The organism is Microcoleus sp. PH2017_12_PCY_D_A, from assembly GCF_020738565.1.
GTDB lineage: Bacteria > Cyanobacteriota > Cyanobacteriia > Cyanobacteriales > Microcoleaceae > Microcoleus.
The window spans coordinates 117,122-133,928 of the sequence record NZ_JAEQCI010000040.1 but is presented as its reverse complement, the minus strand read 5'-3'; the positions used below and the strand labels follow the sequence as shown (position 1 = coordinate 133,928).

Here is a 16,807-nt window from a genome sequence, read left to right as displayed (position 1 = left end):
AGTCATGTCTCCTTCAAGTGGCTACCAATTTTTCATCTTCCATCTTCCATCTTCCATCTTCCATCTTCCATCTTCCATCTTCCATCTTCCATCTTCCATCTTCCATCTTCCATCTTCCATCTTCCTTCTTCCATCTTCCATCTTCCATCTTCCATCTTCCATCTTCCATCTTCCATCTTCCTTCTTCCTTCTTACCATGTTTTTGAACCCTACGATTACAGCTTTCAGTTCAGGGATAGCATCGCTAATTGCTCCCTTACCTTTGTTAGCCACACTCGATCCAGAAAATTCGCCGATCGTCCTCAGCGGAGTTTTGCTGAGTTTAGTAGCGATCTATCTCGCCAGTAAAATCGGCGCGGAAATAGCTAGGAACTTTGATTTTCCGCCAGTTTTGGGCGAACTTGTAGCAGGCGTGATTGTGGGCGTATCTGCTTTACATCTCATCGTTTTTCCCGAAAGCGGGCTGTCAGCATCCAACTCAGGAATTATGACAGTGCTGCAATCGATCAACCATCTATCTCCCGCCGCCCTCACCAGCGTCTTTGAATCGCAGAGTGAAGTCGTTTCAGTCTTGGCTGAATTGGGCGTAATTGTGCTGCTGTTTGAAATTGGCTTGGAGTCGGATCTCAAACAACTAAAAGAAGTCGGAATTCAAGCCACCGTTGTCGCTTGTGTCGGGGTAGCAGTTCCCTTTGCCGCCGGTACTGCGGGCTTGATGATTATTTTCCACACAGCAGCGATTCCGGCAATTTTTGCGGGTGCTGCTTTGACAGCAACCAGCATCGGAATTACATCTAAAGTGTTGTCTGAATTGGGACGGCTGCAATCGAAAGAAGGTCAAATCATTGTCGGTGCGGCGGTGATTGATGATGTGTTGGGAATTATTGTCTTGGCTGTTGTCGCCAGTTTAGCAAAAACAGGTGAAATTGACGTTGTTAATGTCATCTATTTGATAGTCAGTGCCACTGCGTTTCTGTTAGGTTCAATTCTGTTGGGCGGTGTCTTTAACAAAACCTTTTCTGCGCTGGTGCATACACTCAAAACTCGCGGCAATATGGTCATTCCGGCATTTACCTTTGCTTTCTTCATGGCTTTTCTCGGCAATGCAATTCATCTCGAAGCGATTTTGGGTGCGTTTGCGGCCGGTTTAGTTTTGGATGACGGTGATACTCGCAATGAGTTGGATGAATTGGTAAAGCCGATCGCCGATTTGTTGGTGCCCATCTTTTTTGTAACCGTCGGCGCGCGCGCAGATTTGGGGGTTTTGAACCCAACAGTGCCGGATAATCGGGCAGGGCTTTTGATTGCGGTATTTTTGATTGCGGTGGCGATTGTCGGCAAATTAGTGACAGGTTGGGCGGTGTTTGGTGTACCGGGAATCAATCGATGGGCGATCGGAGTCGGGATGATTCCTCGGGGCGAAGTCGGGTTAGTGTTTGCCGGGATCGGTTCAGCTAGCGGAGTGTTGGATAAACCGTTGGAAGTGTCGATTATTATCATGGTGATTCTAACGACATTTTTAGCTCCGCCTTTTCTGCGGATTGCCTTTGGGGATACGATTGAGCCTCCAGCTATCGAGAAACCCTCCAGTGAGAAATTAGGTTTGTAGTGAGGACTTTAGTCCTCTGGTTCCCAGGCGCTTAGCCTGGGAACCGATATCACTCTTGCTCTGCCTCGCTTTAAGTGGTAACGAGTTAAAGCACTATAATTGTGGAAAATACTTAATCTGGTATTTGCAGCTATGGTTCAAACAACGGAACATCTTTACATTGTCAGAGATGAGCAAATTCTCAGCGGTGAGCCGATCGTCAAGGGCACGCGGACATCTGTTAGGGCGATCGTTGAAACTTGGCGTATGGGCATCTCTCCAGAAGAAATTCCCAACGGTTTACCTCACCTAACGCTGGCACAGGTATTCGATGCGTTGAGCTATTACAGCGACCATCAAGATGAGATTAACACTTATATTGAACGCAACCGAATTCCTGATGATTTAATTGACCCGTTGGTGCGAGATTTATGAGTAATTTGTTCATTTGTTTGTACCTAGATGAGGATGTTAATGTATTAGTAGCAGATTTGCTGAAAGCGAGAGGCTTTGATGCTCTAACCGTAAGAGATGCAGGACAGCTTCAGGCAAGTGATGAAGAACAACTTGCTTGCGCTGTCAGCCAAAGAAGGACGCTGGTTACGCACAACCGACTTTAAAAAACTTATACAAGCTTATTTTGATACCTCACGAACGCACTACGGCGTAATTTTGCCTTTTCGTCGTCCACTCCAAGAAATAGCACAACGATTATTAGTAATTTTGAATCAAGTAACGGCGGATGAGATGGAAAATCAGGTTCGGTATATCTGATTGCTCAATCTGTAGGGTATGCAACGCGATCGTCCTCAATTGCTACTCATCCGCCTCAAGGTTCTGTTGCATTTCCACACCCACAGCACGAGCAGTCGGATCGGAACTTTGTAGAAGTGCGTTTGAGACATTTTGTCGATCGACCAGGCTGCGGTTTTGACTGAGCTTATACTTACCTTCCAACCGAGTAACAGTCATCTCAAAACCCACAATATCCTTCATCATACCTTCACGATACCGGTTTGATAAACCATCCCAGTGCGATTTGTAGCGAGCTTCATAGGTGCTTATCATCCCGTCTATCATCTTGTCCATCGATTCCGGCGAGTCATTAAAAGTAATAATTTTGGGAACACCAGAGGCATGAACCGCAATATAGTTCCATGTCGGTACGCTCTCATGCTTTTCATATAAAGCAGGAGAAATGTAAGCGTGCGCTCCAGTAAAAATAGCAAGTGACTCAGCATTTTCAAAACCTTGCCACTGAGGATTTTGTTTGGCGAGATGACCGCTCAATTTAATAACATCATCTTGCACCGTAACGACAAGAGGAATATGTGAAGCGCAAATTTGACCCTTAGCCATCGATACGAACGTGGCAAAACTATTAGCTTTCATGAAAGCAACAAGCTTATCATTATCGTCTTCTCGAAAAGCATTTGGTCTGTACATAGCGATTTAACCTTCTATAACTCTTCAAGCGTAACCCATTCACAAAAAAATAGGTATTTAGGTATGTTGTTGCGCTTGGGCGCTCTTTTCTATTATATAAAGAGCGCCCAAGTGCAACAACGTACCTGTGACAGTTGCATCCAGGAATGGACACAAAAAATAAGGACACGGCACTGCCGCGTCCCTACAGAAATTAACTCAATTTGCGATTACTTAACAAACAGCATTTCTTGATAAGTAGGCAGCGGCCACAAATCATCAGCCACTTCAGCTTCCAAAGCATCAGCATACTGACGAACCTCATCCATCAAAGGACGAATTGTTTGCGAAGCATACTGCATATGCTCTTCAGTCGAAGCAAAATCGTGCTTGCTCAAAGCATCACTCAACTTGCTCGCAGTATCCATCATCGACTTAACCAGCGTCGCGACTTTTTGAGCCGTTGCCTTTTCTAATTCAATGCCAATCTCTTTCAAGCCAGCAATTGTGTTAGAAATATCCGACAAATATCTCACCGCTGCTGGATAAATCATTGTTTTGGCAATGCTTCCTACCAGTTTTGCTTCGACTTCAATTGCCAGCAAATACTGCTCTGCATACACATCAAAACGGCTTTCCAATTCAACCGGAGTGAGAACACCTGTCTTTTCAAACAAGTCCTCAATGTATTCTGCCTTCAAGACCGGCAAAGCATCTGCCGTAGTCCGCAAGTTAGCTAAACCGCGTTCTTCAACAGCCATTTTGTGCCATTCTTCAGAATAGCCGTTGCCACCAAATACCACAGCGCCGTGCTCGTCCATCACTTCTTTCAAGAGTGTTTGGATGGCTGCATTCAGGTCAGTTCCCTTAGCCAAATCGCTTTCTAATTTGTTAGCAACCCAGTCCAAAGAATCGGCAAGAATTGTATTCATTGCCACCAGCGGCCCGGAAACAGATTGACCCGAACCTACTGCACGGAATTCAAAGCGGTTTCCTGTAAAGGCAAAGGGCGAAGTCCGGTTTCTGTCGCCGGCATCTTTTACGAAAACAGGCAGTGTTTCTACGCCTAAATTCATGATTCCGCGACCTTGAGAACCCTTAATTCCGCCCTGGCGAATTTGCTCGAAGATATCTTCTAATTGGGAACCCAAATAGACGGAGATAATTGCTGGTGGAGCTTCGTTTGCACCCAAACGGTGGTCGTTGCTGGCAGTTGCAACTACCGCGCGCAACAAGGGGCCGTATTTGTGAACGCCGCGAATTACAGCGCCGCAGAAAACTAGGAACTGTATGTTGGAGTGCGGTGTATCGCCGGGGTCTAATAAGTTGCCTTGGGTGGCGTTACCAACTGACCAGTTGACGTGTTTGCCGGAACCGTTGATTCCTGCGAAAGGCTTCTCGTGCAGCAAGCACATAAAACCATGTTTCTTCGCTGTGTTGCGGAGAATTGTCATGGTTAATTGTTGGTGGTCGCTGGCGACGTTTGCTGCTTCAAAAACTGGTGCAATTTCAAACTGACCTGGTGCTACTTCGTTGTGGCGAGTTTTGGCAGGAATGCCCAGGCGGTACATTCTTTCTTCTACTTCTTGCATGAAGACTTGAACGCGCTCTGGAATTGCTCCAAAATAGTGGTCGTCAAATTGCTGACCTTTGGCGGGAGGTTTGCCGAACAGGGTGCGACCTGCTAATAACAAATCGGGGCGGCTGTTGGCGAAGTTGGAATCTATTAGGAAGTATTCTTGCTCGGAACCGCAACTGGAATTTACGGGAGCTACTTCGGTATTTCCTAACAGCTTTAAGACTCTGGTTGCTGCTTTGTTCATGGCAGCAATGGAGCGCAAAAGCGGGGTTTTCTTGTCTAGGGCTTCGCCTGTCCAGGAGATGAAAACAGTGGGAATGCACAATGTCATGCCGTTGTCTGTTTCCATGACATAGGCGGGGCTGGTGACATCCCAGGCTGTGTATCCGCGAGCGGCTGCGGTGGAGCGAATGCCGCCGTTGGGGAAGGAGGAACCGTCTGGTTCGCCTTGTACTAGCAGTTTACCTGCAAATTCTGAGATGACGGAGCCGTCGCTTTGGACTGAGATGAAACCGTCGTGTTTTTCGGCGGTGCTGTTGGTTAGCGGGTAAAATACGTGGGCGTAGTAGAGGGCTCCTTTGGAAATAGCCCAATCTTTCATTGCTACTGCAACTACGTCGGCTACGGAAGGATCGAGTGTTTGCCCGGTTTGAATGGTATTTTTTACTGATTTAAAAATGCTTTTGGGCAAGCTTTCTTGCATTTTGCTCAGACTAAACACGTCTGTTGCCCACATTTCTTCTAACCGCTTGGGAGGCTTTGCAGGAGTTATTTTGCGGTTGACGATTTGAGAAATTGCTTGAATGCGCGATTCGTTTCCACTCATGGTTATTTTTATGCGAATTAGGGACGAGTAGCTGTGAAAAAATATAGGTTAGGGCAAGTCTAACCGCTGACGAATATGTTGGATTTACCAACATTTTTAGTCTGACCTAACTTTTTGGAGAATGCCTTTTTTGGCAGCCTCTCAAAGATTGGAGGGGCGAGGCGGAATCTCTTCGCCGTGGGTGTTGGTGAGAATCCGGTGTTCCATAGATGCGGTTGGATTTCGATTATTAGCAAGCAAATAGATGACTGGAGACTGTGCTAATTTGAGTCAACATCGTAGATGTCGGCGCTGCACAGATTTACTGGCTAATTTTCACCCTGGTAAGCTCAAAAATTTTGTGCGAGTTAATTCCGATGAATTCTGGTCAAAACTACTTATGGTTTTTAATGGTTCGACGATCGATAAATCGCAGTCCACCAAACAACGCACTTGTTTAGGGTTTTGGGGAATTATGGAGAGTACACAATCTACACTTGGAAATTGTAAACAATCGTTAAGGAAATAAATGTATCCTAGGCTACAGAATCTTAGGTTTTTTGGACGAAGGGGGGAAGGGGCGATCGCACGTAACGGCAGGATGGAAGTTGTAGGGTATGTCAGCAGCGGGTTATTTTGTCAATAATTGAGATTTGACAACTGACGTGGCATACTAGCTGATTATCCTTCATCAGACTCCTGGTTCTCGCCAAGAGTTTGTTGTGCAGCGTGTCGAATGCGGAGGATGCGAACTGTGGACACCTCTTCACTTTCTACAATTGCGAAAAGAATACGGTATGAATTGCGTCCTTTACCGTAGATTAGCTGCCGAATTTCCTTACTAAAGTATTGATTTTTCCTTGCCAAAGGACAGCGTTTTGGCATTGACGATAGAGATGCGATCTCCTTCAACAATCCATCATACCAGTCCCTAGCTTTCTCTAGTGACATCACCTGAGAAATCCGCAGAAATATACTGTCAACTTCTGCTTGTGCAACGCTGGAAATTTCTGTGCGATATGTCATCAATTGCCTGGTAAATTGTACTTGCGCCGCTGTGATTCAGCAAACTCGTCAAAAGAACAAAATCGTCCGCAATCAAAATCATCCAAACCCTGCTGGATAGCTTGAATATCTTCTTGGGAGTCTGGTGTTTCCGATGCCAAAATCAGAGTTAGCAATTGGGCGGCCACAACGCTAATATCTTGTCCCTGTCGATCGGCTTTTTCGCGAAGCAGTGCCTCTATTTCTGGACTGAGGGAAATCGCAATAGTCATAGACTTGCTTCCTTAGCATCAAAACCCGTGTAAGTAATTATAGCAAACTGCGAAACTGAAACAAAGGGGCGATCGCGCACAAGGCAGTTCGGCTCTTCCGTACAATGTACGGGATGTAACGGATGTAACGGATGTCAGTTGTAGGGTATGTCAGTAGCGCGTTATGCGATCGATAAATTGAGAGTTCAAAGGTGACGCACCATACTAGCTTACTTAGTTTTTGTTTTCGCGGCCCGAGACTCGATTGTAAATCCGGGAATATCTTGCAATTCTGTGGCGCTCAAACTGTACTGTTCGCAAACCAAACTTAAGCGAGTGCCGCTACTTTTTACGGCGTTGACTGAGTGTGTCAAATCTCCTTGAAAATAGATCAGTGAATTGACTTGTGGCTTAATCTGTCCGACTTGCTGTTTGTTGCGCCGGAGTATCAACTCTCCGCCTTGCAAATTTGGGGGAACTTGTACGTACAAAACGCTGACGGCGGCGGGAGGTTCAACTGTTTTGCAGTACGATCGCAAAGATCGATCGATATGCGGATCGACGCGGGAACCTTCAGCCAGCAGCAGGGGATTGAGGTAAAAAGCGTTGCATTCCGGCTGTAATGCTCGGTCTAGATAGGGTTTGAACAACGGGAAGCGGCCCTCTACTTCGGCGATTTGGGCACGTTGAAACACTACGGAAAAGCCTTTTGTGCCGATGAAATCGCGGTTGAGGTTGTTGGTTGCAAAGTAAGGTGAGGCGAGAATTGCTCCTCGTAAGTCGTTGAGATAGTCGATCGAGAAAGCGTTAGGATGTTGGCTGTAGTATTTCAAGGCGCTCAAAAATCATCAAGGTTGAATGGGATTGCTGCGTTGCTCGCAATCACATATGATATCGTAATTTGCGATCGACGAAATACATATAGCCTTTCTCAGAAAGATGAGGTATGGCTGACAGCTTATATAACCACTAAACGTATAGGGCCCAAGCCCAACTACGTACCTCATGTTTCTGAGAAAGGCTACAGATGCTTATCTATGAATAGAAAACAACTGTTGTCGAACCAGTCGTTTATAATCATCTAAAGCTAATTTTCTAGCTCTCAAATCCTCAGTTAATTTCTTAATTTGGAACTTGTGACTATTTTGTTGCTCCACAATCGCCCACTCGTTTTTGCGATAGATTGCTTCCCCTTCTTTTCGGGATTGCTTAAACATTTGACGCATCGCTGAAGAGCTCAGTTTGCGATCGCTCTCACAATAAGCATTCATCGTTTTGCCGATCGCCCAAGTCGCCATAAACGCATCAGACGCCCCTAAATTCGTACCAAGGTTCGGTAACAACTTCGCAATGTCGATCGCAGTCAGCCAAGCCGACACAAAGCCCAAACTGCCCACAATTCCCTCAAATAGCGATTGAGATTCGAGATCCGTATAGCCCCAAAGCCCGCCAACTTCCGAAATCAAAGCGAACTGAATATCAAGGGCTACCGACTCTGTATAGGTACTCAGCAAGGGAGATGGAAATGCTCCTAGTACAGCAGTGGCGATCGCACCATACAAGATTTTTTGATCGATCACTTCTGCCCGTTGTTGAACATCTTTGATCGGTTGAATAGCTCTATCTCCTTGAATTGTATAGCTTTGATTCACTAACTCATGCAACTGCTCGATTGTGGCTGCGTCCAAATTGAAAGTGTCTTTAATTTGCTCAACTATATTCTTTTCAGACGGATGAGGTTCTGCCTTGGCCGCCATCAAACGATAGGCTGTGTAGTAAGTTAGCTCCTGTTCGACTGGGGTGGTAATTTGAGCCAATTCTGCCGATAGATCGATCGATTCATCTAGTAAATGATCCCACATCATCCCCCTCGCAAACACTCGCGCACTAGAGCGGAGTTGCACTTTTTCCGATTCATTTAAGATACCATCGGCTTTGGCCATACAAATCAGGACTTTCAGCCTAGCCAAGGCTTCGCCCGAGATTACCGGAGTTTCAGGATTGGGCACAGAAACCGGAGCAATTGCTCGATCGGGCTCTGGAACAATCAACAGCGGACAGGTGGCGCGGTGTAGAATAAATTGGCTCAAACTACCCAGCAACATTTCTTGTAACTGATCTCGCTTGCGTCGCCCCATCACAATCATATCGACATTTTCCGATCGCTTCAAAATGCTATCCCCAAACTCTTCATTCGTGATTACATAATTCAGTTCGCAGAGGGATTCTAGCGGATGAAAAAGTTCTTTGAGTTCTTCTTTACTCATTGAATTCGGTGCAGTTTCGTGACTGGGAGCAGATTCTGCATAATCTAACTCAGGTTCAGTGATATGCAGAATCGTCATTTGAGCCTGAACTTGACTTCCCTTCAACCAAACCTTCAAAAACTCCACAATCGCGATCGAATTCGGGGAAATATCAGCGGCGACTAAAATTTTCATTTTCTCAATTCACTCCTAATCTTCTATATCAAGCTGCCGTCTAGCAATTTCATCAATGTCTTGAAATTGCCCTGCTTTAGCAGCCCACAACAAACCAAAAATCACAAACAAACTAATCGGAAGCAGCACCCAAACCAGCGACCACATCACTACCGTACCGTCTCCCACGCCAAACCAACTACTGTGCATGACTACTTGTTTAGTCATTTGCTCGATCGCAGTCAGCAATGGTAAAAGTGTATAAACTATGAATTGATTGAACATGATGTTTAACCTATGATGATGATTCTACTGGTGATTTCCAAGCCCCTAAAGACTGAATGTAATCAGTTAAATCAGATAGTTCTTGTTCGGATAGGTAATTGTAGGCGGGCATGATTGACATTGGGTTATAATCACGCGGATTCTTAAAGTGTCCGATTAAGTAATCCCGTGCGGGATCGCCAATGTCCCTCCTCCAAATCTGCCCTTCATTGGATAAATCCGGGCCTTGGCGGGCGGTTCCTAGAAGGTGAGGGCGATCGTAATAATAGTCACCAGATTTAGAAATCCCGAACGTCGATGCTAAATTTTCATCTGCTTTCACACTTCGTACCTGCTGAGAATGACAGTAAACACAGCCTTCTCTGGTATAAATATGTCGCCCTTTTAATTCCGATGGTGTGTAAGCTACCAAGCCCACGCTGGGCACAGTGATCGATGATGTAAATGCGGGTGCGACGGCTAAACCGCTAAAGGCTAATCCAAACAAGATGGATAACCCAATAATAATCGGAAAAACTCGAATGTATCTCATTTTTGTGCCACCTCTAATTGACGATTTTCTGGTAATAATGATTGTTCAGCAGATGCTGGGGATGTCGTCAGCGTTTGCCAAATATTCCAAATAAACACGCTTTGTCCGATTAACAACATACCGCCGCCGATCGCGCGCACAATGTTGTAGGGTGTACGCAGCATCATGGTTCCAGTGGGAGAATTTCCCATTTCCCATTCGTTACCTTCGATTAAGCCGATCGCAGCCATTGAAGCAACGTAGGCCACAATCCCCAACACAGTCAGCCAGAAATGCCATTCTGCCAACGATTGCGAGTATGATAGTTTGCGGGATTTTTCCAGATAGAAATAGGTAAATGCTACCAATCCAGCGATCCCAAATCCCAGGAATCCTAAGTGCACGTGGGCGATCGTCATGTAGGTAAAATGAATTTTGGCATTGAAGGACATAATCGCCAAGGAGCTACCCCACAGAGACGCACCAGCATATCCCAAGTACGCCAAGATGCTAAAACGATAGCTCACGTCAGTCTTCAGCACAGACAGCGCTCCGAGGGCTGTGCCGCCGAAATTGACGATCGTCGCAAACACCGGCACAAACATCGCCAAGGAAGCCGTAACCGACGCAGACATTACCCACATGGGTACAGGCCCCCAAATCACGTGATGCCCGCCATTCCAGGGATAGAAAGCAGCTAATGTCCAGAAACCCACAAAGGAAATTGTGTGACTGTAAAGCGGTTTTTTCACCTGCTTTGGCACAATATAATAGAGCGTCGCCAATCCCAAAGTGGTCAACCAAATGCCGAACAAATTATGACTGTAGAACCAGTTAACGATCGCATCTTCGATGCCGCTAAATCGATTCGCATTACCCAAAGTGTAGTAAATAGGGAATGGAATAATCGCCAACAAAATATACCACAAAGAAACATATAGCCGTTGTTCGCGCCGCTGCACAAAGGTAGAGAAGATATTACCTGCGACAGCGATTTCTAGCAAACCAAATCCCATATCAAACGGAAACGGAATCTCTGAGTATTCTTTGCCTTTGCTGAAACCCATCACGATCGCCAGACAACCACCGAGTAAATTGAAATTCCATCCCCAAGCGGTTAATGAACCCAGTGACTCTGAGAATAATGGGGCTTGAGTGAGGCGAGGAACCATATAAAAGGCGGCTCCCAAATATCCCATACTCATGAAGCCAAAGATACCGATATTGACGTGAACTGGACGCAATCGCCCATAGGCAAGGGCTGGAATGCTTTGCAAGAACTCTGGATAAAATAGTTTTACTGCTTCAATTATCCCGACAATCATTGCAATTGTCAGCCAAAACAAGCCCGAAAACAGCCACACCTGCATCGCGTGATCGCTACGTTCAAGGGCGTGAATGCGGAAGGGATTCGGCCCAGAGTTGGGAGTAGATAAAAGGTTGGTTTGGGTAGTTCTATCTGAATTAGTCTGAGTTAAGGTCATAAGGTTTACTAAAACAGGAATGATTTCCCTAGGAAAGTTGACAAGTGATGCAATTCTAAAGACAACGTAAAATGTGTCTTTTTGTATACAATATGAGGAAATGTACTTTTTTATGCTAACGTACATTTCCCATAAAATACCATAGTGCTTAATTTATCGCAGCGTCAAAAGACGAATTGTCAAACTCCTGTATTGAGGAAAGCGCGATCGACTTTTAACGCAAGTTACTACACCCTAATCCCAACTTTCGAGCAAAATTAACTTTATTTCTTTATATTTTTAGCTGGCAATGCTAATGTTGCGACGGCTACAATTTGCGCCCTGGCAAAACTTGCTTCTTCCCTCCATCCGTTAAATAGGTTAAAAAAATCCGTTGCCGAACTTCCATCCATCAGTTAAATAGGTTAAAGAATCCGTTGCCGAACTTCCTTCAGCTTAGCTAGCGCGGTCAATTTTATGTCGAACCGGAATTTTGATCGAAAACTCGGTTCCCTCACCCAGAATAGAGAAACAGTCCAGTTGTCCTCCATGTTTTTCAGTAACAATTTGATAGCTGATCGACATCCCCATGCCAGTTCCTTTGCCAACCGGTTTAGTTGTGAAGAAAGGCTCGAAAATGCGCTGACGGAGTTCTTTCGGTATACCCGAACCGTTGTCGGCGATCGCAATTTCCACCCACTCGGCATCAATTACAGAGGTTCGGATCCTAATTTGACTGGGATTTTCAGTAATTTCCTGGTAGTTAAGGCGCGCACTCTTCTCTTCCAAAGCATCAATGGCATTGGAGAGAATATTCATAAACACTTGATTCAGCGGGCCTGCATAGCATCTAGTCAGCGGTAGAGCGCCGTAGTTTTTAATCACCTGAATTTCCGGTCTTTCTGAGGAAGCTTTGAGGCGGTGTTGCAAAATCATCAGAGTGCTGTCGATTCCTTCATGGATGTTGACTGGTTTAATATCAACTTCGTCAGTGCGGGAGAAATTGCGGAGGGACAGCACAATGTTCCGAATGCGATCTGTCCCAAGCTTCATAGAATTGAGAATTTTGAGTAAGTCTTTATGCAAAAAATATAGGTCAATAGCATCTGCCTGCGCTTGAATTTCAGCTACCGCATTGGGGTAGTGATGCTGGTAAAGTTGCACCATATTCAGCAGATTTTGAGAATATTCCTCAAGGTATGTTAGGTTGCCGTGGATGAAGTTCACTGGATTATTAATTTCATGGGCTACACCCGCGACAAGTTGCCCTAAACTGGACATTTTTTCGGCATGAACGAGTTGGGCTTGGGTTTGTTTAAGTTCAATTAGAGTCTGTTCTAACTGACGCTTTTCTTTGACTTCATTTTGTGAATCTTCTAGCTCATTGATGATTTGTCGGAGAAAATACTCTTTTTTTTGATTCATTTGCTCGAGCTCTAGGCAAGTTGTCTCCGCTCGCTCTAACTTTTTTCGCAAAATGCGATTGTCTTTTTCAAGCTGCTTAATTATTGCCAGAGCATCTATTTGTTCTGACTCCATCTTAGGCTTCTCCTAGTAGCAAAGTGATAAATGTTTGATTGTGAAAATAAGAGATTTTCTGCTGTTCTAGGGGGGAAATTTCGCCATTGGTGTAAAAACCACAACTCGGCAATGATTCGGTAAAACAGGTTTGAGTTAGTGCATATTCTTCTTTAGTGCGAGTACCTAGAATCTGTCGCCTCCCCGCACAGGAAAAATACAAAGCAGCGACAGGTTCTTTACCAGGATAATTTTCTAAGGCTTGCATCATAGATGTTCGAGATGCAGATAGAATACTGTCATGGGTAGTTTCGGCAATTTGAACGATCGCCTGTTCTGGAACATCCCCAAAAAAGGTCACGCTACCAACGGCTGGATCGTAAACTCCGTTGGTCGCTCGCAAATAGTAATTAGTTTCATTGATATCAAACACCGCTAGGGGATATTCTGCGGATGGCACCCTTTTTCCCAAATAGTGGTGATAAAACTCTAGGGCGGGTTGACCGTCGATTTCGTAGACTACGTTTTGAGAAGCTTTGGTAACTTTACCTCGCTTACCAATGGGATTCCAACCGCTAGCAACACTATGAGAAAAGATAATCGACCCAGAGAATAAGAGAATGGGAATTGCATCGCTACAAACTTCTATTTTGTAGAACTGATAGGTTTGTTTGAACTGCCACCTATCCGCCGTCAGTCCGCCAAAAATAGGTACTTTTTCCCCTAAAGCTTTATTCAAGCTATCTAAAATAAAAGCGGCGCTGGTGGTGAGACTTTCTGGCAAAGTAATACAGAGTTTTATTGGTTCTGTATGACCTGTTGTTGCTTGAAGAATAGCGGTTTGAATGGCGCTGTTCAAGTCCTCGGAAATGTCTCGTCCAATTCCAGCACGAATTGCGATGTTGTCCGAACAAAATAGCATCAGAGTGAGTGAATCCTGTTCAAATCCTAAAATAGAAGACATCTCTCCATCGGTTGTGCCACCAATTAGCTCAATTCCTGGATAAGTCTGATTAATTTGATTTAAGATAAGATTATGTTCAAAGTCAATGGCAGCCAACAATATACCCGCTTGAGGAGATAATCCTGACAGGGATTGGTGACATTGCTCTAGTACCTCTGCGATCGCCGAGAGAGAGTCAGGATCGTTGCTATGACCAACCACAGTTTTTAACATGGGTTTACTCCAATAATTATATTGCTTAGCTAGTCCTGGACGCAAAAAACCCGGTTTTTTCCAAAATTAGTCGCTTTTTTCGAGAAATATTGACGCAGAAACCGGGTTTTTGGCACCCCCGTGCGTAACTCCTGTTAGCATTAAACCTGTGAAATTAATATACCATACTGAGCAACTGAAAACCAGAACCTATAGCACTTTTATTTTAACTTTGGGAATGGGAGATAGGAACTGGTGTTGGCGGGCGATCGCAGCGAATACGGACAAACAGCACTCAAGATCGCAGCAGAAAGCGGCAATTCTCAAGCAATGAAAGCCTTAATTAATCGAGGCGCTAAGGTCAATGACAACACTTTTTTTACTGTAATAAATAGGTTTGAATCTGAAAAAACGAAGCAAGAGATAATTGAATTACTTCTCAAGAATCAAGCCCAAGTACCATCAGGCTTACTCTACAGTGCAGTGTCGCGTGGAGGTATCGATCTTGTTAAATTATTGATCGATCGCGGTGCTGATGTCAACGAGTCCGATCCTTACGATAATACCACTCTGTTGATGAGAATTGTGCAACCCAATACTGGTATTTCTCCGCAATTAAGACCTGCATTAGTGAAGTTATTTCTTTCAAAGGGTGCGGATGTGAACGCTCGAAATAAAAATGGTGTCACTGCTTTAAGTATTGCTGACAAATCATCCACTTCGGAGATTGTTGAGTTGCTCAAATAACACGGGGCTAAAAGATAAATCTGCGGTTTAAACCTATCCTAAACAAACTTTCATCTATAGCGGTTTTCAGAAAGATGAGGTATGGCTGACAGCTTGTAGAACCAATAAACTCAGAGGGCCCAAGCCCAACTACGTACCTCATCTTTCGCTTGAAAGGCTATAGGCAGACTTAAGAATGAACGAGGTATGAAAGTCGTATAGTGATGATTGTTAAAAAAATGGAAGCGATTGTTGTGTTGCAATATTTCGCAAATATCACTCAACATTAACCAAGTCGGACGCCAATTTCAGCGCATCTTCGCGAGTCGCAATTCTCCCTTCCACCCGCGCTAATTGAATCTCCATTAACAATTGACCGATGCGCGGACTTCTCGGCAAATTCAAAGATTCCATTAACTCATTGCCGCTAACTAATTGTGTGGGATGGGCGACTATATCACCGGCATCGAGATAGCGATTAATTAACAGCGCAATCTCCTCAACCGCAACTCCCGCAGCCACGGCTAAAACTGCTAAAATTGGAAATACTATCCCCACATCCCGAAACAAAAAATACTGTTCTCGTAAGGACATTTCTGCAATCGGTTGTGCTTGAAGTTTTGGCAAATATTTCAAAAGCTCGATCGCACTTTTAATCTCTGCATTGCTGTACTTCAACCGCAGCAACTCGGTTTCAGCGATTGTCGGGTCGGAATTTGCCAAAACAGCCAACTTCCCGATCGCCAACAAGGACGTTTTAATTGTATCTCGAATCGATCGCCCAAACTCTGTCCCCAACTCCGGATAAATTGCCGCCAAATCAGCAGCACAAAAGTCAATTTTTGTCAAGATATCGAAACGGTCGATCGCACTTGCAAACCAAATAGAAAACAACCCATCTTCGCAACCCCTACAAATCCAAGGAACACCGTGATTGTGGCTCAACAAATAACCTAATTCCGCCCGCACCCGTTCCACCGCCACCCGACTCAACAGCGGCGCCAATTCCCGAATCGCAGATTGAGTTTCCGGTTCGATCGCAAAACCTAACTGTGCCGCTTGGCGGTAAGCTCTTAGTAACCTCAGCGGATCGTCCTCTAAATTCGATCGCGAAATCATCCGCAGCAAACCCAAGCGCAAATCAGTTTGACCGTCCAAAGGATCGATGATTTCTCCAGTAAAAGGATTGCAGGCGATCGCATTAATCCGAAAATCCCGGCGGTGCAAATCCCCCTCCAGACTCCCCCCGAAAGCCTGTGCAAAATCCGCCGTACCGCCCGCAAACACCACCCGCGCAATCTGTCTTTCCGCATCCAACAACACAAATCCACCTTTCGTGCGATCGGCAATTTTTCTAGCAGTTTTCACCGCCCGTGCTAACATAACGAAATCCAAATCAAAATAGTGCGATCGGCGGCCCAGCAGCGCATCTCGCACCGCACCGCCCACCAAATAAACAGGCGGTGTCAGCAGTTCCAAATCAAACGGCCAAGTCTCAGGAGATAGCGCAGGTGGCAAATTCATCGGCATCGCAACAAAAATCTACTTTCCTTACAAACAATTAAACTCTTGCTACGCTAGATTAACAGAAAGCTCGAAATTCACCAATCTTTTTGAAATGCACAGAGGATATCAAGAATGTGTATTTGTATTAACTGCCACTATGTAGACCGCTGCTTCACCTACCACGCCGTAGAAGGACAGCACGAACAAATCCACCTCACCGAAACACCCGATTTCGACCCCGTAGAACCCACCATCAACGTCAACATTCGCCCCCGCCAAGACGAAGTAGAAATGGAATGGGATGTAGTCGGGTGTGCAAGTTTCAAGCAAGAGACCGGCAAATGGGCAAAATTGCGGCCGGGCGAACTCGTCCCGACTTGAGGAAGAAGTCATTAGTCATTAGTCATTAGTCATTAGTCATTAGTTATTAGTTATTGGTTATTTGTTAATCGCTTGAGGCGGCAAATAACCAATTCTTCATTAACAATAACCAATTATTCATAACAATAACCAATTCTCCATTCCCGATGCCCGATGCCCTGTTTGGCCGATGCCCTGTTTGGCCGATG

Annotated in this window: 17 protein-coding genes and 1 pseudogene; 5 read left to right on the top strand and 13 right to left on the bottom strand. The window is 45.1% G+C overall.

The window, feature by feature from the left end; translation table 11 throughout:
• Positions 1–21 precede the first annotated feature (21 nt).
• On the bottom strand, positions 22–273 hold the full coding sequence (locus JGK39_RS12835; RefSeq protein WP_293251772.1) for a hypothetical protein: 252 nt from the start codon (positions 271–273) through the stop codon (positions 22–24).
• On the opposite strand from JGK39_RS12835, the gene JGK39_RS12830 reads away from it, so the two are divergent.
• From JGK39_RS12830 to JGK39_RS12820, 3 genes are all read left to right on the top strand, one after another.
• A complete protein-coding gene (locus JGK39_RS12830) occupies positions 197–1,609 on the top strand; it encodes a cation:proton antiporter (RefSeq protein ID WP_293251741.1) in 1,413 nt (470 codons plus the stop codon). The two genes, JGK39_RS12835 and JGK39_RS12830, sit on opposite strands and share 77 nt — an antisense overlap.
• A gap of 132 nt (positions 1,610–1,741) precedes the next feature.
• Positions 1,742–2,023, top strand: a complete 282-nt coding sequence (locus JGK39_RS12825; RefSeq protein ID WP_265234957.1) for a DUF433 domain-containing protein — start codon at positions 1,742–1,744, stop codon at positions 2,021–2,023.
• Positions 2,020–2,208: a DUF5615 family PIN-like protein gene (locus tag JGK39_RS12820; protein ID WP_293251733.1), complete on the top strand. Its 189-nt coding sequence runs from the start codon at positions 2,020–2,022 to the stop codon at positions 2,206–2,208. The genes JGK39_RS12825 and JGK39_RS12820 overlap by 4 nt, the downstream gene beginning before the upstream one ends.
• 196 nt (positions 2,209–2,404) lie before the next feature.
• Here the strand turns inward: JGK39_RS12820 and JGK39_RS12815 are convergent, their stop codons facing one another.
• From JGK39_RS12815 to JGK39_RS12765, 11 genes and pseudogenes are all read right to left on the bottom strand, one after another.
• Positions 2,405–3,034 carry an FMN-binding negative transcriptional regulator gene (locus tag JGK39_RS12815; RefSeq protein ID WP_293251731.1) on the bottom strand — a complete coding sequence of 210 codons (630 nt, stop codon included), beginning with the start codon at positions 3,032–3,034 and terminating at the stop codon, positions 2,405–2,407.
• 209 nt (positions 3,035–3,243) lie between these two features.
• Complete coding sequence (locus JGK39_RS12810; protein WP_293251729.1) at positions 3,244–5,418, bottom strand: glutamine synthetase III; 2,175 nt, start codon at positions 5,416–5,418, stop codon at positions 3,244–3,246.
• A 660-nt stretch (positions 5,419–6,078) separates the two neighbouring features.
• Positions 6,079–6,423, bottom strand: a complete 345-nt coding sequence (locus JGK39_RS12805) for a type II toxin-antitoxin system RelE/ParE family toxin (RefSeq protein WP_293296494.1) — start codon at positions 6,421–6,423, stop codon at positions 6,079–6,081.
• Positions 6,423–6,674 (bottom strand): hypothetical protein, encoded by a 252-nt coding sequence (locus tag JGK39_RS12800; protein WP_293251725.1) that lies wholly within the window; start codon positions 6,672–6,674, stop codon positions 6,423–6,425. Before JGK39_RS12800 ends, JGK39_RS12805 begins: the two co-directional genes overlap by 1 nt.
• 209 nt (positions 6,675–6,883) lie before the next feature.
• Positions 6,884–7,495 carry a 2OG-Fe(II) oxygenase gene (locus tag JGK39_RS12795; protein WP_293251723.1) on the bottom strand — a complete coding sequence of 204 codons (612 nt, stop codon included), beginning with the start codon at positions 7,493–7,495 and terminating at the stop codon, positions 6,884–6,886.
• 189 nt (positions 7,496–7,684) lie between these two features.
• On the bottom strand, positions 7,685–9,094 hold the full coding sequence (locus JGK39_RS12790) for a universal stress protein (RefSeq protein WP_293296492.1): 1,410 nt from the start codon (positions 9,092–9,094) through the stop codon (positions 7,685–7,687).
• A gap of 15 nt (positions 9,095–9,109) precedes the next feature.
• Positions 9,110–9,358, bottom strand: a complete 249-nt coding sequence (locus JGK39_RS12785) for a cbb3-type cytochrome oxidase assembly protein (RefSeq protein WP_293251719.1) — start codon at positions 9,356–9,358, stop codon at positions 9,110–9,112.
• Between the two features lie 10 nt (positions 9,359–9,368).
• Positions 9,369–9,890, bottom strand: a complete 522-nt coding sequence (locus JGK39_RS12780) for a cbb3-type cytochrome c oxidase subunit II (RefSeq protein WP_293251717.1) — start codon at positions 9,888–9,890, stop codon at positions 9,369–9,371.
• Positions 9,887–11,353, bottom strand: a complete 1,467-nt coding sequence (locus tag JGK39_RS12775; RefSeq protein WP_293251715.1) for a cbb3-type cytochrome c oxidase subunit I — start codon at positions 11,351–11,353, stop codon at positions 9,887–9,889. Before JGK39_RS12775 ends, JGK39_RS12780 begins: the two co-directional genes overlap by 4 nt.
• Before the next feature lie 435 nt (positions 11,354–11,788).
• Positions 11,789–12,676: pseudogene (locus JGK39_RS12770) on the bottom strand (ATP-binding protein); the annotation flags it as partial.
• 196 nt (positions 12,677–12,872) lie between these two features.
• A complete protein-coding gene (locus tag JGK39_RS12765; protein WP_293251713.1) occupies positions 12,873–14,027 on the bottom strand; it encodes an FIST N-terminal domain-containing protein in 1,155 nt (384 codons plus the stop codon).
• A gap of 234 nt (positions 14,028–14,261) precedes the next feature.
• Between JGK39_RS12765 and JGK39_RS12760 the strand changes: the two genes are divergently transcribed.
• Positions 14,262–14,753 (top strand): hypothetical protein, encoded by a 492-nt coding sequence (locus tag JGK39_RS12760; RefSeq protein ID WP_293251711.1) that lies wholly within the window; start codon positions 14,262–14,264, stop codon positions 14,751–14,753.
• Between the two features lie 255 nt (positions 14,754–15,008).
• On the opposite strand, the gene JGK39_RS12755 is transcribed toward JGK39_RS12760, so the two are convergent.
• Positions 15,009–16,262, bottom strand: a complete 1,254-nt coding sequence (locus JGK39_RS12755; protein WP_293251709.1) for a CCA tRNA nucleotidyltransferase — start codon at positions 16,260–16,262, stop codon at positions 15,009–15,011.
• Positions 16,263–16,370: 108 nt separating this feature from the next.
• Between JGK39_RS12755 and JGK39_RS12750 the strand changes: the two genes are divergently transcribed.
• Positions 16,371–16,619, top strand: a complete 249-nt coding sequence (locus JGK39_RS12750) for a Ycf34 family protein (RefSeq protein WP_293251701.1) — start codon at positions 16,371–16,373, stop codon at positions 16,617–16,619.
• The last annotated feature ends 188 nt before the right edge of the window (positions 16,620–16,807 follow it).